This window comes from Embleya sp. NPDC020886, from assembly GCF_044333915.1.
Lineage (GTDB): Bacteria > Actinomycetota > Actinomycetes > Streptomycetales > Streptomycetaceae > Embleya.
Map to the genome: position 1 here is coordinate 671,458 of NZ_JBIRRX010000002.1, position 18,996 is coordinate 690,453.

Consider the following 18,996-nt stretch of genomic DNA (forward strand, 5'->3'; position numbering starts at 1 on the left):
GAATCCTCCGATGAAGACACCCGGATCCAATCCCCTCGGAAGAGCGCGGCGACTGCGCCGAGTCGCGCTGCCCGCAGCCGCCGCGGCGACCCTCGCGCTGGTCGCGGCCTGCTCCGGGCCGCCCAAGCACGACCCGGCCCGACAGGCCGCGAACTACCAACTGTCCCCGGGCACTCCGCCGGCCAAGGGCGACATCGGCTCGTTCCGCTGGGCGCTGTACGCCGAACCGCTGACCCTGGACTACATCGCGGCGTTCGACTACCCGCAGAACACGGTGTTGTCCAACGTCTGCGAGAGCCTGATGCGTTGGACCCCGCAACTGACCATGGAACCGGGCCTGGCGGAGAAGGCGTCCAACCCGGACCCCACCACGTGGGTCTACGACCTGCGGCCCGGCGTGAAGTTCCACGACGGCTCGGTGATGACCGCCGACGACGTCGTCTACAGCCTCGGCCGGCAGATGAACCCCGACCTGGGGGCCGCGTGGGCCGATTCGTTCGAGAACGTCGACACCGTCACCGCCACCGGACCGCTCCGCGTCACCGTCAAGCTCAAGCAGGCCGACTCCCTCTTCCCCCAGCTCATGGCCACCGCCGCCGGCGTGGTGGCGAGCAGGAAGGGCGTCGAGGCCGCCGGCAAGGACTACGGCACCACCGGTGGCCTCGACTGCACCGGCCCGTACAAGCTCGGCGACTGGGCCAAGGGCCAATCCCTCAAACTGGAGCGCTTCGACGACTACCGGGGCGCCAAGGCCAAGGCCGGGACCGTCGAGTTCAAGTTCCTCACCGACGCCTCGGCGCGCACCAACGCGATGCTCGGCGGCGAGGTCGACGGCGGCTTCCTGGTCCCCAGCGAAAGCTACGAGCGGCTGCGCACCAGCGGCGCGGGCACCCTGTACTTCGGCGAGGGCCTGAGCACCCTCAACGTCAACGTCACCAACATCCGGGGCACCCTCGCCGACGTGCGGGTACGCAAGGCCCTGTCGATGGCCCTGGACCGCCCCGGGATCGTGCGGACCGCGCTCGCCGGCAACGGGAAGACCACCGGCTCGATCACCCCGCGCGCGGCCTGGGCGGGCGCCCCCGCCGACGCGCAGGCCGCCGCGTTCGACCGACTGCCGCCCGACACACAGGACATCGAGCAGGCCAAAAAGCTCGTCGAGCAGGCCGGCGCCAAGGGCAAGACGGTCACCGTCGCCACCAGCCCGATCGGCCAGGACGTCTCCCTGGTCGCCACCGCGATCCAGGACGCCGGTACCAGGATCGGCCTGAAGGTCGAGCTGAAGACCATCGCCCCCGACGCCTTCTCCGCGCTGTTCACCGACCCCAAGGCCCGCGAGGGCATCGACATGTTCCCCGAGACGTACTACCTGTCCGTCACCGACCCGGTCGACCTGCTGCGGAACTTCCGCACCGGCGGCTACCAGAACCACGCCGGCTACAGCAACGCCGAGTACGACGCGCTGATCGCGCGGATCACCGAGACCTACGACCCGGCGCAACGGTTCGCACTGGAGGCGAAACTCCAACAGCAGGCCGCGGCCGAGGTGTTGTGGATGCCGATCGCCGAGTGGCCGTCCACGGTCTTCCTGAACAAGCGGATCACCGGCGCGCCGACGACGATCTCCTACATGTACTACCCGTGGGCGGCGGATGTGGGGGCCGCGGGGTGAACTTCGTGAGATTCGCCGTCCGGCGGCTGTTGGAAATGGCCGCCACCCTGCTCGGCGCTTCGTTCGTGGTCTTCGGCGCGATGTACCTCGCGCCGGGCAATCCGGCGAGTTTCCTGCTGGGAGGGCGGTCGGCGTCCCCGGCCGCCCTCGCGGCGATCGACAAGCAGTACCACCTGAACGACCCGTTCATCGAGCAGTACCTGCGCTGGCTCGGCAACATCCTGCACGGAGACTTCGGCCGGTCGATCGAATACCGCACCGACGTGTCCCACCTCCTGTCGTCCCGACTGCCCACCACACTGCTGCTGGTCGGCATGGCCCTGGTCATCGTGGTGGTGCTCGGGCTCGCGCTCGGCTGGGCCGGTGCGGTGCGCGGCGGCGCGACCGACTCGACGATCCTGGTGGGCACCACCTTCGCGATCGGTACCCCGGCGTTCGTCGCGGCCATCCTGCTCCAGGGCCTCTTCGCGGTCGAACTCGGCTGGTTCCCCTCCAGCGGGAGCGGCAGCGGCGACGGCATCGGCGCCATGTTGTGGCATTCGACGCTGCCGGCCATCGCGCTCGCGCTCTACCTGGTCGGGATGCTCGCCCGGGTGACCCGCAGCGCCATGCTGGAGGAACTGGGCTCCGAACACGTCGCGGTGGCCCGCAGCCGAGGTGTGCCCGAACGGTACGTGATCAGCCGCCACGTCTTCCGCAACGCGCTCGGCGCGGTGTTGACCACCGGCGGGCTGATCGTCTCCAGCCTGCTGGTGTGCACCGTCCTGGTCGAGACCGCGTTCAGCGTCGGCGGCGTCGGCCAGCTCCTCGAACTCTCCTCCACCACCAAGGACTTCCCCGTCGTCCAGGCCATCTCCCTCATCATCGTCGGGCTGTTCATGACCGTGAACCTGATCATCGACCTGCTGCTGCCCGTCGTCGACCCGCGGATCACTCTGGGAACGAGGGCCACCGCATGAGCACGACCCTGACCCGCCGCCCCGGACTCGCGCGGCTGCGCGCGGCCGGACACAGTCCCCTGTACGCGGTGAGCGCCGGCTTCGTCGGGCTCGTCGTCACGGTCGCCCTGCTCGCGCCGTGGATCGCCCCGTACGGCCCGAACACCGTGGAACTGGGCGGCGCCCTCGGGGCGCCGTCCGGCGACCACCTGCTCGGCGTCGACGCGGCCGGCCGGGACACCCTGTCCCGGCTCGTGGTCGGCGCCCGCACCTCGCTCCTCGGCCCGCTCGGCGTCGTGGTCCTGTCCACGATCGCCGGCGGCGCCGTCGGCGTCATCGCCGGCTGGCGGGGCGGATGGACGGACTCGGTGTTGTCGCGCACCACCGAACTGACGCTGGCCTTCCCCGGACTGCTGCTCGCCATCCTGTTCACGTCGGTATACGGCGAAGGGCTCCTCGCCCCGGTGGTCGCGCTGTCGATCGCCTACGTGCCCTATGTCGCCCGACTGGCCCGCTCCCTGGTGCTGGCCGAACGCGAACGCCCGTACGTGGCCGCCTATCGGGTCCAGGGCCACTCGGGCACCGACATCTGCCTGCGGCACGTGGTCCCCAACATCGCCCCCGTCGTCCTGGCCCAATGCACCGTCAACTTCGGCTACGCGCTGATCGACCTGGCCGGCCTGTCCTTCCTCGGCCTGGGCGTACCCGCCCTCACCCCGGACTGGGGACGCATGGTCTTCGACGGCAAGTCCGCGATCCAGAGCGGCTATCCGCTGTCCGCGATCGTCCCGTGCCTGGTGATCGTGCTGACCGTCGTCGCGTTCAACGTGGTCGGCGAACGCTGGGCCGACAAGGTCGCCGGGAGGGACCGATGAACACCACGAAGCACAACCCCGCAGGCACGCCGCGGCCCGCGGCCGAACGGGCCGCGGGCACCCCGCCTGCGGCCCTGGACATCCGCGGACTGCGCATGCGCCTGCCGCGCACCGCCCGCCCGGTCCTGGACGGCGTCGACCTGACCGTCGGCGCCGGCGAAACCGTGGCCCTGGTCGGCGAATCCGGCTCCGGCAAGACACTCACCTCGCGTACCGTGCTGCGCCTGCTCCCCGGCGGCGCGACCACCGAGGGCACCGTGCACGTGGCGGGCGACGACGTGCTGACCATGAACGCCCGAGAACTGCGCCGCCTGCGCACCCAGACCGCAGCCATGATCTTCCAGGACCCCCGCGCCGCCATCAACCCGCTGCGCCGCATCGACGACTTCCTCACCGAGAGCGTGCGGCTCAACAAGATCATGACCCCCGCCGCCGCGAACGCCCGCGCCGTCGAACTCCTGGAAGCCGTCGGCCTGACCGCCGATGCGCTGCGCCGCCATCCCGGCGAACTGTCCGGCGGCATGCTGCAACGGGTGATGATCGCCGCCGCCCTGATGGGCGACCCGGCCCTGCTGCTGGCCGACGAGCCGACCACCGCGCTGGATGTGACCACCCAGGCCGAGGTCGTCGCGCTGCTCGGCGACCTGCGCGCACGATTCGGCACGGGGTTGTTGTTCGTGACCCACGACCTGGGTCTGGCGGCGGCGATCAGCGACCGCGTCTACGTCATGTACGCGGGCCGGATCGCCGAAACCGGGCCCGCCGCATCGGTGTTCGCACGGCCCCGCCACCCCTACACCAAGGCGCTGCTGGACTCCACGCCCGACCTGGACGCCCCGCAGGGCCGACTCGCCGCCATCGACGGGCAACCCCCGGACCTGCGCCGGGAACTGACCGGCTGCCCGTTCGCGCCGCGCTGCGCACACGCGGACGAGGTCTGCACCGTCGAGGCGCCCCGGCGCACGCCCGCACCCGGCGAGCCCGCGCACACCGCCGGCTGCCACCACAGCGACCGTCTCGAAGGGACCCGCGGCGATGCCTGACCCCCTCCTCGAAGTCCGCGGACTGTGCCGCACGTTCGGCGACGTGCGCGCCGTCGACGACGTCTCCTTCACGCTCCCGGACGGAGGCTCGCTGGGGATCGTCGGCGAGTCCGGCTCCGGGAAGACCACGACCGCCCGGATCATCGTCGGGTTGGACCGCGCCGACGCCGGGCACGTCCGCGTCCGCGGGCAGGACCGGACGGCGCAGCCCCGCGGCCGCACCGAACGCCTGGCCCGCGCCCGGCAGATCCAAATGGTCTTCCAGGACCCGTACCTCTCGCTCGACCCGCGCACCAGCGTCGAGGCCGTGCTCCGCGAGACGCTCAAACTGCACAAGCCCGGCACCGACCCGGCCCTGCGGATCCGCGAACTCCTCGACCAGGTCGGTCTGGGCACCCGAGCCGCCGACGCGCTCCCTCGCGAACTCTCCGGCGGACAGCGGCAACGCGTCGCCATCGCCCGGGCACTCGCCGTCGAACCGACCATCCTCGTCCTCGACGAGGCGGTCGCCGCGCTCGACGTGTCGGTACAGGCACAGATCCTCAACCTGCTCGCGGACATCCGCGAGCAGACCCGGATCGGCTACCTCTTCATCACCCACGACCTCGGCGTGGTCCGCTGCGTCACCGACGACGTCATCGTCATGCGCCGCGGCCGGGTCGTCGAATCCGGCCGCACCGCCGACGTCCTGGCCCTCCCGAACCACGCCTACACCCGCCTGCTCATGGCCTCCGTCCCCCGCCCCGGCTGGAACCCCCACGCCATCGGCACGGCCCGCCGCGCACTCCAGGCCACGGAGCCGACCACATGACGCCGTCGGCGCGGCTGTTCGTCGGGCGGCCGGCTATGCCTTGACCGGGCGCAGTTCCTCGACCCCGCGTTGCACGCGGACGTCTCGGAGGGACGCGGGCTGTATCCGTAGGGCAGTTCGCGCCGGCCTCCGCGTGGGCGGAGTCCGCCCGCGTGGCGCTCCCGGGCACGGGCGTCGAATCCGGCCTCTCGGACGTGTGCGCGCGGCACGCCGCCGACGAAATCCTCGACGGGATCGGGGAGATCGGTGTCCGCGACGGCGCCGACCCCACCGCCGACGGCCACGAATTCGCGCCGTCGTTCTCCCGCGCGCCCGTTGTCCGACCTGCTCACACCGCCTACGGCTCCCCCGTGGGGCGGGCGCGAGCAGCGGACCGACACCCGGGGATCGGCGGCGGACCCGTCGTCCGGAGGCAGGAAGGTGGCGGACCGACGACGTCGCCTGTTTCCGGACAGTGCGGACGCGGCGTGGCACCGGCCGAGCCGGATCCGCCTTCGACCGATCGGGACGGATGGCCGCGTCCGGATCTCCTCTTGCGCCAACTCCCCTTCGTGGGCGCCTGGTTGCCGGGGCGGAGAGCGGGTCGCCCGCGGCGCTCGGCGGGGGCGCGAATGGCGTTGTTGACAGAATGTGCCGGGCCGATCACATTCGTTGACCATCGACTTGTGCCCGTGTGAGCGTTTCGTTCGCTCGGGCACGAACCCGGCGCACGCGACGGTCGGTCCCGCTCACCCCGCGGAGCCGACCGACGAGACCGGACTCGTGGTCGAGGTTTGTCCTCTATCGAAGGAGCCTCGATGAAACGCAGCACGGTGACGGTCGGGTCAGTCCTGGCCTTACTCGCCGGCCTCGTGGTCGGTACCTCCCAGTCGAACGCGGCGACTCCGCCCCCCGCACCGGGTCTGGCGGCGGCGGTGGCCGCCGCCGACCGGGCCACCGCGGGCGGCCTGGACGTCCTGGCCAAGGGCCCCGACGAGAACTACGTGCGGCAGCAGGTGACCCCGTGGGTCGACGACCTGTACTCCGTGGCCTACGAGCGCACCTACCGCGGGCTGCCCGTGGTCGGCGGGAGCGCCGCGGTGCTGGCCGACGGCAACGGCACCGTCCGGGCCGCCGAGTCGGCCACCGATCTGCGGATCAACGTCCCCGTCAAGCCGACCGTGGGCAAGGGGGCGGCCGAGAACGTCTCGCGTTCGCGACTCAAGGTCGTCGACAAGGTCGAGTCGCGACGCCTGGTCGTACGCGTCAAGGAGAGTTCCGCGAACCTGGCCTGGGAGACGGTGCTGATCGGCAGCACCGAAACCGCGCCCAGCCGGCTGCACGTCTTCGTCGACGCCCGCTCGGGGCAACTGCTCGACTCCTACGACGACGTCAAGGGCGGCTCCGGCACCAGCCAGTGGAACGGCCCCAATCCGCTGACGATCAACACCAGCGGCAGCGCCGGCAGCTACAAGACGATCGACACCACTCGGCCCGGCCTGTCCTGCGCCGACTACAGCGCCGGCGTCTTCACCAAGGCCACCGACACCTGGGGCAACGGCAACGCCACCAGCAAGGAGACCGGCTGCGTCGACGCCCTGTGGGCCGGCCAGAAGCAATGGAACATGCTCCGCGACTGGCTCGGTCGCAACGGTCACAACGGCACCGGCGGAAGCTGGCCGGTACGTGTCGGGCTCCCCGCGATCAATGCCTACTGGACCGGTTCGCAGATCCAGATCGGCCACAACCAGGGCAACCAGTGGATCGCGTCCATGGACGTCGTGGGCCACGAATTCGGGCACGGCATAGACCAGTTCACCCCCGGCGGCGCCGGTACCGAGGCGGGCCTGGGTGAAGGCACCGGCGACATCTTCGGCGCGCTCACCGAGGCGTACACCAACGAGCCGTCGCCCTACGACCGCCCGGACTACCTGGTCGGCGAGACGGTCAACCTGGTCGGCAACGGTCCGATCCGCAACATGTACAACCCCTCGCTGGTCGGCAACAACCCGAACTGCTACAGCTCTTCGATCCCGGGCACCGAGACCCACGCGGCGGCCGGGCCGCTGAACCACTGGTTCTACCTGCTCGCCGAGGGCACGAACCCCGGTGGCGGCAAGCCCACCAGCCCGACCTGCAACAACACGCAGCTCACGGGCACCGGAATCCAGACCGCGGGCAAGATCTTCTACGGCGGCATGCTGCTCAAGACGAGCGGCATGACCTACAAGAAGTACCGCACCGCGACCCTGAAGTCCGCCAAGGCGCTCGACTCCACCTGCGGCCTGTTCAACAAGACCAAGGCCGCCTGGAACGCGGTGAGCGTCCCGGCCCAGCCCGGTGACCCGACCTGCCCGTGATGCCGAACGCACCACGATAGGCATCCGGTCCTTCGACGAGGCCGCGGCCCCCGCCGCGGCCTCGTTCGCCGAGCCGCCGGCCGGCACCGACGGCACGCTCCGACGGAGGTCTTCGATCACGATCGTGCGCGGCCCGGATGTGGTCGGGTCGACAGTCCCGATGTCGGGCCGTTGTGATGGGGTGGAACCCGGAATCCGGAAGCCGAACAGGGTGAGTGTGGGGGCGCGTGGTGTCGGGAGTTCAGGTCACGAACAAGGCTCGACTGGTCGGGCTGTTGTTCGAAGGAGCCGCGGTCGGCGACCTCGGTCGGGTTCGCCGTCGCATCGGCGACGAGGTGATCGCCACGCTGCTCGGCGACGGGCAACTCGCCCCGAGCCTGCGCTCGTCGGCGACCCTCGACCCCGATCCGTGGGTCCGGCGAGCCGTCGCCGCCAACGGGCCGGCACTGACCGCGGTCGATCTGGGCGCGCTGTTGGCACAGCCCGACCCCGTCGTCGATCGCATCGTGTACGCACACCCCGAGGCAACCGCGTGGATGCGCCGGGTGGTGCTCACGCCGGGCCGATACGGCGGGGAACCGCATCCGTTGGCCGCGTTGCACACCGAACTGCTCGCGCTGCCCGCCGAATCCGCGTCGCAGCGCCGACTGGGCGCGGCGGTGGTCGCCGATCGGCCGGATTTGGTCGCGCACGCGTTGCGGGTGTGCGCCGGGACGCTGACGGTCGCGGAGGAACTGAGGGGGCTGCTCTCGCTGCAACGGTTCGGCGGGGACGCGTTGTTGCCCGAGGCGGTGCGGCACGTGCGGCCCGAGGTCGGCGCGCTCGCGGGGACGGCCGACGCGGACCTGGTGGCCGCGGTCGCCGAAGCCGAGGGGGCCGTCGGGCTGATCGCCGAATTGCGGTCCGGCATCCGGCCGACGACCTGGCGGCGTACGGTCGACTGGGCCGCGGTGACCGAAGCGCATCGGGAGGAGCCGCTGCCGGAGGCGATCGCCGCGGTGCTGGCGGCCGACGTCGACGCTCCGGAGGACCTGCTCGTCGCGCTCTACGCCGCGTATCCCACGGCGGTCGGCCCGGTGGCCCGGCCGACGCCGGCCGTGCTGCGCGCGGCGATCGATACGCCCAGGCACCCCGCGCTGGCCCGAATCGCCGCGCTCACCCGCGACTCGGCCGAGCCCGCCGACGTGGCACGGATCATCCACGAGGTGACCCCCGCCCGTACCGCCGTGGCCACCCTGCTCGAACTCCCGGACCACGCCGAGCTGCGCGATCTGCTGCACCGGCACCTCGGCGCGCATGCCGACCGCTGGCACACGCTGCGGGCCACGCTGCCCCGGCATCGCGCGGCGCTGCCCGCGTTGTTGGCCGAGATCGAGGCGGGCACCCTCACCGCGCCGGCGGACCCGGTCGGCGGCCCGCCGCCGACCCTGACCAAGCCCTACCGATACCTGCTCACCTCGACCGACCCGGACGACCTGCGTGAGCTGTTGCCCGCGCTGCCCGACGCGTTGGTCCGCGACCTGCTCTCCAGCGGCTCGCTGCCGCAGCGCGTACACGAGGCGGCGATCACCTCCACCGACCCGCGGGCCTGGGAGGCGATGGCTCGCAACATCGGCTTGGACGTCCGCGAACTGGCCCGACTGGTCGCCAAGCAGGTCCCGGCGGTGGACGCCGTCGCGTACATGAGCATGCGCTCGACCCCGTCGCTGCGCCGCACCATCGCCCGTCGCGTGCCGCTGGATCCGGGTCTGTGCAAGGAACTGCAGGCCGGGGGCGATCGCCGTACCCTGCTCCCGCTCGTGGCCTGTGGCGAACCCCAACTGGCGGCGCGAGCTCTGGAGTTCGGCTGCCGCAAGATCGCCCAGCAGTACGCGTACATCAAGGTTTGGGAACGGCACGGCCCGGACGGCGTCAGAGAGTTGCTGGCCGCCGCCGGCAACGGCACCGCCACACAGATTCGCAAGCGGGTGGAGGCCGCCCTCAAGGCCGAGGACGGCCTGGCCGACCTGCGTGCGAGCGGCGAGCCCTACGACGATCCGGCCACGTTGCCGCACCGCTTCCAGACCCGGACCAGTCGCACCACCGTGCGCGACCTGGTGCACGAGCCGTACGCACACGACTTCCCGCTGCTGATGGCGGCCAACCGGGCGGAACCGTTCGCGTACGAGGCGCTGGACGACCTGATCCGACACGAGGACGCCACCGACGCGGACCGGGCCTCGTTGCAACTGGAGTCGGTCAACTTCCTGCGCGAATACGGGCGTCGCGCGATCGACATCGCGCCGCAGGAGTGGCTGCGTACCAAGGCGTTCGACCGGCACGAGGACTGGGCCAACGCGGCCGTCGAGCACGGCCTGCTCGACCCGGTCCACCTGGTGGACGTCGCCCATCCCGGGCACGCGGTCATCGCGAGTATCAAGCGGCTGAGCCCGACCCTGGTCGTGGCCCCGATGCGAGCCCGGCTCGCCGAACTGACGCGGGATCATCTCGCGGGCCACACCGAGGCGTTGGCGATCGCGGTGGGCCTCGTCGACGGATTCGACGGGTCGCTCGCCGAACTGGTCACGCTGGCCGGGCAGGCGGCGGGCCCCCGACCGGACGCCGAGGAGGTGGCCCGGGCCGACGCCGCCGCGCTCGCGCGAGCCCGGGTCGAGGCGGCCGAGACCGCGCCGACCGCGTCGGTGCCGGCCGCTGCGGATCCGGTGGCGGAGACCGGGCACCAAGGCCCGAATCGGCCGACCGAGCCGGACCGCACCTCGCACCTGGTCGCGGTACACCTGCTGCGCACGCAGGCCGGTGTGGTCGAGGGCGATCCCGAGGCCGCGCCGGTGCCCGACGATCCGGCCGTGCTCGCCGCCCTGGCCTCGCTCTCGACGTTCGACGCGCCCGGCTACGAATATCCGAGCTGGCTCTACGAGGCGTGTTTCGCGAGCGAGTCGGTCGAGCCGCGGGTGGCCCTGGCACGTCGGGTGTTGGACGAATCGGTCGCCAACGACCTGATCGACCTGGGCGAGCCGGAGGTGCTGGCGGCGCTGGGCGAGAACAACGGCTTGGCGGAGCCGACGGCGAAGCGGCTCGCCGCGATCGTGGCCGGCAGGCCGGCCGGGCGGCCCGCGCAGTATCCGTCCCGGGACACCTGGCCGGATCCGGCCGAGCCGGGCACGTGGCTGCGTTGGATCCACGAGTACTTCGGCGAGGGACGCGGCGGTGGCGGCGAGTTCCTCGCCGAGGGCGCCTACCGACACGGCATCGTCGGGCCCACCGACCTGCTCGGCATCCTCCCGACGCGGGCGCTGACCCCGCTGCCCTGGAAGTGGCGGTTCCGGGTCGTGGCGGGCCCGATCAACCGGGCGGTCGACGCGCTGGTGGCGGATCGGCTGGGCGTGGACCCGGACCGGTGGTTGCGCGCGCTGATCGCGATGGGCACCGAGGCGAACCGTCCGCTCACCGAAGTCCTTTCCATGAAACCGGAGTTGCGAGCGGTCGAGGACGAGGACCGGGAGGCCGCCTGGCAGCGTCTCGAATCCCCCCACACGATCGAGGCCGCAGTGGCGCACGAGGCCGAGTGGCGGGTGCGGCGCGCCTGGCACTGGCCGGCCGGCGACCTGCTGCTGCACGCGTCGGCCGAGGCGCTGGCCGCGATCCTGCCCCGGCTCGGCCCGCACGCCTACCCCTCGCTGTGGGCGTACGCGCGGCACGTCGAGCACCCGTCGCCCGCACTGGACGAGTACCCGTTCATCGCGAACGACCATGCCGCGCTCCGGATCGTCGCCACCCACAGTGAGAGCCCGGCGGTCCTGAAGCGCCTGTTGCGTCTCGACGACCCCGAACTCAACAGTGATCTGTACGGCCCGCCGTTGGACGACGAGGGCGCCTCGATCCGACGTGTGGTGCTCTCCCGGGTGCCACAGGGTCGGCCGGCGACCGGCCCCGACGACCTGCTTCCGCTCGACGCGGAGCTGCGCGCCCGGTTGCTGGCGGAGCACCGGCCCACCGCCTCCCTTCTGCCCGCGCTGCGCCTGAAGGTGGAGGCGGCCGACCCGGGGATCGTCGAGCACGCGCTGCGCCAACTGAGCCGGAAAGCCTCGCTGCCGGACCGGCTCGTCGGGGTCCGCGGCCTGCTGCGGTACGGCGGCGCGGACCGGATCGGCGCGTTGGTCGAGGAGGGCGTACTCGGTGCCGCGGCCGGACGGGTGGTGGCCAAGGCACTCACCGAGCCCGACCCCGACGCGGCGCTCACCGCCCGCATCGACCGCGAGCGCGGCGGCGACAAGTTGGTCGCGAAGCTGCGCCGTTGCTCCGGGGCGGCCGACGCCGACGAGGCACTGGACCTGCCCTACATCCAGGACTGGGACCTGATCCTGGCCGAGCACGAACGAGAGCCCTTCCCCCGCGAAGTGCTGAGCCGCCTGGTCATCCAGCGGGAATCCCCCGCGAGGCTGCTCGAACTCGGCCCGGTCGACGTCCGCTCCGCCCGCCGCTCCGCCCTCCTCAGCCCCGCACACGCCCTCGCCTGGATCTCCTCCGGCCAGGACGCCCTCGGCGATGCCACCTGGTACACCCACCTGGACGACCTGGTCACCAGGGGCCACCTGACCGGACGAGACCTGGTCCACCGGGCCCGAGGCGCCGCCACCATCCTGCGCTGGACAGCCGAGTCCACCCGACGCATCGAAGCCCCCGCCCGAATCCACAGCGCGGGCCGGGAAGCCCTAGCCGAAATCGAATCCCTCCTGACCCCCAAAACCCGATGGCCCCGGATCTACGCGGCCCTGACCGGCCAAGACCCCACCTGGTCCCCGGAGTCGCCCACCTCGACCATCCACAACCTCCTGACCCGCACCGAGTAGCCCCGTACAGCCGCCGAGACCGCAGCCGACGACCACGGGCCATGTCCCACCCGAACGCGCAAGGTCGAATCGCCACCCTCACCGACTCGAACGCACGCATCCGCGCCCGGCAACGGGACACACCACCGCCGGTGCGACGTTCGGTCGGGGGGTGGCGACTCTCCATGCGGCGAGAAGCAGCGGTATGGCGCGCGGGAGGTGCCTCAGGCCGCAACAGCGGGCCGGCGGCGCGAATTTGCTCGCCGGCCAAGGTGGCGCGTATGCGATGCGCCTCGGTCTTGTCGTTCCGCGATCGCAAACGGCGTGCCGTCGACGGTCGGGTGCTTCGGGGCAGCACAATCGTCGCGTGATCTCGCCCGACTCGCCGACCGCGTCGCCCTACGAGCCGATGCGTGTTCCCGCCGGCACCGACCGCCGCCTCATCTCGCCTCGCCGCTGGACTCCGCCCCGCGCCCCCGCCGACGCCGGGCGTACACCCGTCACCGGCCGTCTCGTCGTCGCCCGCCGCATCGGCACCGGTGGTCACGGTCCCGAGGACGTGATCTTCGACAGGCAGGGCGGTCTGCTGACCGGCCTCGGCGACGGCGGCATCGTGCGTATCGAGCCCGCCGCCGGAACCCGCACGGTGGTGGGCAACACCGGTGGCCGTCCGCTGGGATTGGCACCGGCCGCCGACGGCGGCATCCTGATCTGCGACCACGACCGGGGTCTGCTGCGGATGTCCGCCGACGGGTCGGTCCGGGTGTTGGTCGACACCATCGCGGGGCGGCCGCTCACGTTCGCAAGCAACGTCGTCGAAGGCCCGGACGAAACCGTCTGGTTCACCGTGTCCACCCGCCGCTGGGACCTGGAGCACTACCTCGGCGACATCGTCGAGCACTCCTGTACCGGCCTGCTCTGCCGCCGAGACCGCGACGGCACCGTCACCGTGCTGCGCGACGGTCTCAAGTTCGCCAATGGACTCGTCCTCGCCCCGGACGCCTCACACCTGCTGGTGGCCGAGACCGCCGGGTACCGGATCAGCCGCCACTGGCTCACCGGCCCGAAGGCCGGAACCGACGAGCCGTTCGTGGAGAACCTCGCCGGCCTGCCCGACAACATGAGCCTGGGCAGCGACGGGCTGGTCTGGGTGTCGATCGCCGCGCCCCGCAACGCGTTGCTGGACCGGCTGTTGCCCCTGCCGGGGCTCCCGCGTGTCCTGCTGTGGAACCTGCCCGAGGCCCTACGGCCCAAGGCCACACCCGTCGCCTGGGTGATGGCCTTCGACCTCGACGCGCGCGTCGTGCACGATCTGCGGGCCGACGACGTCTCGTACGGCTTCGTCACCGGCGTCGCGGAGCACGAGGGCACGGTGGTCGCCGGCAGCCTGCACGAGGACGACATCGTCGTGCTCGCCTCCTCTTCGGCCCGGTAGGTGGCGCACCCGGTCGGCGGCCCCGAGGACCCCCGGAGGCGGTGGCCGAAGTCTCGGTCCGCTCGCCCCCGGGGAGTCGGCACGGAACGTCACTCGCCGGCGAGGCGCCAAAGCGAAGTGACTTCCGCGGCCCGGGCGGCGTGCAGAGGGTCGGCGGTGTTCCGCGCGCGTGGATGCCGGGGCCGGGTGTCGATCCGGTCCAGCACGTGCAGGCCCGCAGCCTCGATGTCGGCGAGAAGTTCGCTGCGCGTCCTGAGCCCGAGGTGCTCGGCCAGGTCCGACAGGACGAGCCACCCTTCACCTCCCGGTTCGAGATGCGCGGTGAGTCCGTCCAGGAAGTCGCGGCGCATGCCGCTGCCCGGGTCGTAGACACCCTGCTCCACGGCGGAGGTGGGTCGGGCCGGAATCCAGGGCGGGTTGCAGACCACGAGGTCCGCTCTCCCGTCCGGGAAGAGGCCGGGGCCCACGACGTCGATGTGCCCGGTGAAGTGCAGTCGGCGGACGTTCTCGCGCGCGCAGGCCAGGGCCCGCGGACCGATGTCGGTGGCCACGACGTGGTCGATTCCCCGGCGGACCAGGACGGCGGCGAGCACTCCCGTTCCCGTGCCGAGGTCGAATGCGGTACGGCGGCCCGGGCGACGGCCGGGTGTGGGGAGTGGCGCACGTGCGACGAGGTCGACGTATTCGCCCCGGACCGGGGAGAACACTCCGTAGTGCGGGTGAATGCGAGCGTCGAGGGCCGGTACCTCGACTCCCTTCGTGCGCCACTGATGCGCTCCGATCACGCCCAGCAGTTCCGTGAGCGAGACAACCATCGGTTCGGCCGGCGCACCGTACGCCTCGGTGCATGCCCGGCGCACATCGGGTGCGCCGCGCAGATGCAGGCGGTGGCCCTCGTCCAGCAGAACGAGGAGTTTGCCCAGCACCCGGGCCCGGTGGCCGCGGGCCCGGCGATGCAGGTGGAAGGTCTCGGCCGGGCTGTCGCCTGGCCGTGCGGGTTTGCGGTCGATGCGGCGGCCCATCGCCTGCAGCAGTCGACGTGCGTGCCGGAAGTCGCCCCGCCACAACAACGCGGTGCCTTCGCAGGCGAGTCGGTAGGCGTCGTCGGCTTTCATGCGGCCGTCCGCGCCGACGACCCGGCCGGGAGCCGATGTCTCGCTCTCGGAGTGCCAGCGGGCGGAACGGGGCGTGTTCGTCTCGGTCCAATGGATGGTGGACACCACGTACTCCTCGTGATCGAACGTGCAAGGGCACGAAGAGCACTTCGACGAGGAGCAGGGCGAACGGCCCGTGCGGCAGCACGGGCGCGTAGGTCAGGGCAGGTCGGGGCACCGCTCCCGCGTCGAAGCGCGAGAGGAGTCGCCGAGAACCATGCCGAGTGTCATGACCAGCCCTTTCGGAGATGACGTAAGAGGTTCGCATACTCCTCTCACCGCGGACAACCCCGCCTGGGGGTGGAGTGGTTCCCCACTCCACCGGTTCGAGAGGTTCAGTGCTCGCAGAGGGAGAACTCGCGTTCGTAGAGCTGCTCGTTGTGTTCGTCGACGAAGAACTTGCGTTCCCGCATGAGTTGTTCGCGGTGCTTCCTGGCCTGTTCCAGCGTCATGGTCGAGGTGTCGGACCATGGTTGTTGCGGTGGCACATCGGACGTCGAGACGATCCTTTTCGACGGGTCGACCAGGAAGAACGCGAGAATTTTGCGATGCCCCGGGCGGCTGGGGTCCGCGAGGCGGAAGGAGTCGACGCGGTGTTGCAGGATGTTCGGGAACGCCAGGCAGCGGCCCGCCGGGGTCGAGGTCGATCCCAACACCAGGTTCAGCGCGTCTTCGTCCTCCAGGCCGTAGATGTCACGCAGGCCGTTGTCGTCGTTCTGTTCGTAGTTCGGGTCGTCGAGTGCCGCCCGGAAACTCAGCCGGCTTTCGGTGATGTTCTCGCTGTCCCAGTAGTAGATGCCGGTCGAAACGATCCGCTCGTTCATCATCCCCTCGACATGCCAGGAACCGCCGGGGTACTCGGGCCTGGCCGGGGTGAGCCGAATGGTGGCGAGCTTGACGATGATCTGGAGACGGCGGCCACGCAGGTCGACGCGGGCGGATGCGTCGGGCAATTCCGGCGGAGTGAAGGCCGGAGCGTCCGGGATGACCGGACGGCGGTTCTCCCACCAGTCGTCCTGGGCCCTTTCCCAGACACGGAGGGCTTCCGCGTAGGCCTCGTCGTCAGCGTAGGAGGATTTGTTCGGGTGCTCCGGCTCGGAGTCGTACCACCCGTAAGGATCGGCCTCGATCCGCACGGGCCGCGGATGGCGCAGATCGGTGAGCACGTTCTCCAGCAGCGGGCGCATGCGCGCGAACAAGTCCGGTAGGACGGCGGCCAGTTCGCGATGCTTTACGGGATGGACGTTGTTGACGTACGAACGGAAGGCGACATCGCCGCCGTCACTGACGTCGACGTCCGTGGGCAACCACTGGTATTTCTCCGAGAATTCGTACTTCGAGTAGCGGTCCGTCGGGTTGTGCCAGGCCCGTTCGGGCGCACCGCTCACGTTTTTCACCAGGCAGAACAGTGAGGGGTGAACCAGATCCAGCACCTGGCCGTCGGATCCGGGGTGCCAGTCCTGTTCCGCTTCGGGGACCTGTTCCAGAACCCGAACCGCCGCGCGCAGCCGGGACGCGAGCTCGTCGTCGACCAGTGTGTCCGACTGCCACACCCCGTCGACGGTGGACACCTCGACGCCGGTGCGTTCGTCCCGCAGCGCGGCGTAATGCAGGAGTTCGGCGAGCACGTAGCGAACCTGCGCCTCGGTCAGGCCCTGGGCGACCGCTTCTCGCGTCCACCTGGCGACGATGTCGGCATCGTGCATCTTGTCGAACCACCCGGGCTTGGCCCGAATGTGTGAGCTGCACTGCATCATCTGAAGTTCCCGCAGCGTTCGGGGTGTTGCGAACGATATGGGACGAGAAGCCAGAAAGGGCAGCGGGAAAGCAGACAGGCCGGTCAATTCTCTCGGTCCTCACAGTCGGTGTGCGGCGGCGGGAAGCATACTTCAGCGGACGGACACGGCGGCCGGGAAGCCATCGGCCGCCACCGGCACGGCCGTTCTCTCCCCCATCCACCGATTCCGGTCCCGTCCCGGTCCCGCCGGAGATCCGGCTCGTGTTCCGGCGGAGCCGCATATCGGCGCCATGTCCCGGTTCGGGCGTCCGCGGCCGGGCTCGCGCCGATGGTAATCCCTCGTCGTGATCTCCCGGGGCCCGCTTCGGGAACCGCTACCGGTGCGGTGCCGTCCATCGGGACATCGACGTCGATCGGGCCTCGGCCCGGGTCGACGATGCGAACACCCCACACAGGGGTCGGAGCGGGGGGACCCGATCCAGTCGGCGGTTTCCGCGAGGGGGGCCCTGCGGACGACTGGGGCGGGATCCGGCACGACCCGAAGTCCACCCGGCGCGCGTGCGCCGGGTATCGAAGCTTTGGGAAACGCGGGGGATCCGGAGACAGAATGCGTTACCGACAGGAACAGCCCCATCAGTCGTATCCGCAGCAGATGCCGTCGCCGTCCGGGCGCGGACCCGGACGTGAGGAGGGACACGGCAGGCTCATGCTGGTCCTCACGCTGGTGGGTACGCTGGCGACCGTGGTCAGCGTGCTGATCGCGCTGGGCATCGGCCCGTTCGACGTGACGGGCGGCGGCGGGAGTGGGGGAGGGGACAACAACCCGCGTGCCGGCGGGGATTCGGGCCCCAGGGGCGACGACAAGCCGGCGCAGACGGGTGCGACGTACGTCGAGACGGTCAACAAGATCTGTGGCGACAAGCTCGACGGCATCACCCGACGGGTCACCGAACTCAACCAGGCCGTCGCCGATCAGGACCTGGATGCGGTCGGCCTGAGCCTGTCCCAGGCGAGTACGGAACTTGCGGCGCTGACGACGCGGATCAAGGGCGTCGCCCTGCCGACCGACCCGGACGAGGCGCGACCGTTGCAGGAATGGCGGGACCTGTACCAAGCCAACGCCGAGGCGATGAGCAAGGCCTCCAGTGAATGGCAGAACGGCAGTTACGACGTCGCGAGCACCACGTTGAACGGCGCGCCGAGCGCCGAGGCGGACGCGAAGGGGGACGAGGTACACATCGCCTGCCCCTGACACCGACGCGCCGCGCACGGGTGAGTCCGCACTCGACGCGCCCTCCGCGCCCAAGCCCCGGCCGGCCCGGTCCCGGGCCGGCCGGACGCGGGGGAAGCCCGTCCCAGCCTTCGCCCGCTTGAGCAGCGAGACGAACAGGATCCGGTGCGACGCGTCGCAACGCGACAACCATGGACGTGAGTTCGCACGGGAGACCGACCCGGCTCGTGGTGATCCGCGTGATCGGCGTCGGGTGGTCATCCTTGGGGTTGATCCGGGTGTGGGACTTTCCGTCGACGTGTGGCTCGTGCGTCGTTGACAGTATCTCGGCATGATCGAATCACGGGGGATTGTCATGTCGAGCCTGTCGGGATCCGCTGCGCCGCCCGCCCCGCGGTGGGCGATCGTGGCCGCGCACGTGGCGGCGCTGACTCCGTTGCCGTCGGCGGTCTGGCGCTTCGCGTTGGTGTTCGGGAGTCACGGCGGCTACACCGAGCAGGGCTACGCGGACCTGGGCATGGACGGATGGGGCGCCGCCTGGGTGGTCTTCCTCAGCCTGTCCACCGAGTCGGCGGCACTGCTGACCCTGGCTCTGGTGCGGCCCTGGGGCGAATATCCGCCGCGCTGGGTCCCGTTCGTGGGCGGAAGGAGGATGAAGCCGGTACCGGTCACCCGGATCGCGTGCGGCGCGGTGGCGGTTCTGGTGCTGTTGTGGGCCCAGTTCCTGTTCTGGTGGGCTCTCCCGCACGAGGACATGACCGATTCCGGGGCCGACCTGCTCGGCGTGCTGTACCTGCCGCTCGTGCTCTGGCCCCCGCTCCTGGCGGCCGTCATCTGGTCGTACCATCGGCGCCACCTCGCCGAACCCACCCCCGGCAGCGTCGTGCGGTCGTGACGTTGCCCGACGCTGCGCCACACGCCTGCCACGGCC

General features: G+C 71.0%; 11 protein-coding genes and 2 pseudogenes. 11 read left to right on the forward strand and 2 right to left on the reverse strand.

Annotated features, from left to right (window positions below; all coding sequences use genetic code 11):
- Positions 1-10: 10 nt before the first annotated feature.
- The 9 genes and pseudogenes from ACH4U8_RS09730 to ACH4U8_RS09770 all read left to right on the forward strand — a co-directional run bounded on the left by ACH4U8_RS09730 (position 11) and on the right by ACH4U8_RS09770 (position 13,942).
- Positions 11-1,672 carry an ABC transporter substrate-binding protein gene (locus ACH4U8_RS09730; RefSeq protein WP_395776608.1) on the forward strand — a complete coding sequence of 554 codons (1,662 nt, stop codon included), beginning with the start codon at positions 11-13 and terminating at the stop codon, positions 1,670-1,672.
- Positions 1,669-2,631: an ABC transporter permease gene (locus tag ACH4U8_RS09735; RefSeq protein WP_395776610.1), complete on the forward strand. Its 963-nt coding sequence runs from the start codon at positions 1,669-1,671 to the stop codon at positions 2,629-2,631. Before ACH4U8_RS09730 ends, ACH4U8_RS09735 begins: the two co-directional genes overlap by 4 nt.
- Complete coding sequence (locus ACH4U8_RS09740) at positions 2,628-3,485, forward strand: ABC transporter permease (protein ID WP_379988549.1); 858 nt, start codon at positions 2,628-2,630, stop codon at positions 3,483-3,485. Before ACH4U8_RS09735 ends, ACH4U8_RS09740 begins: the two co-directional genes overlap by 4 nt.
- A complete protein-coding gene (locus ACH4U8_RS09745) occupies positions 3,482-4,528 on the forward strand; it encodes an ABC transporter ATP-binding protein (RefSeq protein WP_395776612.1) in 1,047 nt (348 codons plus the stop codon). The genes ACH4U8_RS09740 and ACH4U8_RS09745 overlap by 4 nt, the downstream gene beginning before the upstream one ends.
- Positions 4,521-5,339, forward strand: coding sequence for an ABC transporter ATP-binding protein (locus ACH4U8_RS09750; protein WP_395776614.1), 819 nt, complete (start codon positions 4,521-4,523; stop codon positions 5,337-5,339). The genes ACH4U8_RS09745 and ACH4U8_RS09750 overlap by 8 nt, the downstream gene beginning before the upstream one ends.
- Positions 5,340-5,452: 113 nt before the next feature.
- Positions 5,453-5,644 (forward strand): annotated as a pseudogene (locus ACH4U8_RS09755) (ATP-binding protein); the annotation flags it as partial.
- A gap of 507 nt (positions 5,645-6,151) precedes the next feature.
- Positions 6,152-7,672: pseudogene (locus ACH4U8_RS09760) on the forward strand (M4 family metallopeptidase); the annotation flags it as partial.
- Between the two features lie 233 nt (positions 7,673-7,905).
- A complete protein-coding gene (locus ACH4U8_RS09765) occupies positions 7,906-12,528 on the forward strand; it encodes a hypothetical protein (protein ID WP_395776616.1) in 4,623 nt (1,540 codons plus the stop codon).
- A gap of 346 nt (positions 12,529-12,874) precedes the next feature.
- Positions 12,875-13,942, forward strand: a complete 1,068-nt coding sequence (locus ACH4U8_RS09770) for an SMP-30/gluconolactonase/LRE family protein (protein ID WP_395776618.1) — start codon at positions 12,875-12,877, stop codon at positions 13,940-13,942.
- A gap of 89 nt (positions 13,943-14,031) precedes the next feature.
- Here ACH4U8_RS09770 and ACH4U8_RS09775 read toward each other — a convergent pair whose 3' ends face one another.
- Complete coding sequence (locus ACH4U8_RS09775; RefSeq protein WP_395776620.1) at positions 14,032-15,162, reverse strand: methyltransferase; 1,131 nt, start codon at positions 15,160-15,162, stop codon at positions 14,032-14,034.
- A gap of 269 nt (positions 15,163-15,431) precedes the next feature.
- Positions 15,432-16,940 (reverse strand): DUF4246 domain-containing protein, encoded by a 1,509-nt coding sequence (locus ACH4U8_RS09780; protein WP_395776622.1) that lies wholly within the window; start codon positions 16,938-16,940, stop codon positions 15,432-15,434.
- A 600-nt stretch (positions 16,941-17,540) separates the two neighbouring features.
- Between ACH4U8_RS09780 and ACH4U8_RS09785 the strand changes: the two genes are divergently transcribed.
- Entirely contained in the window at positions 17,541-18,086 is a 546-nt protein-coding gene (locus tag ACH4U8_RS09785) for a hypothetical protein (protein ID WP_395776624.1), read from the forward strand.
- Positions 18,087-18,420: 334 nt separating this feature from the next.
- On the forward strand, positions 18,421-18,960 hold the full coding sequence (locus ACH4U8_RS09790; RefSeq protein WP_395776626.1) for a hypothetical protein: 540 nt from the start codon (positions 18,421-18,423) through the stop codon (positions 18,958-18,960).
- The last annotated feature ends 36 nt before the right edge of the window (positions 18,961-18,996 follow it).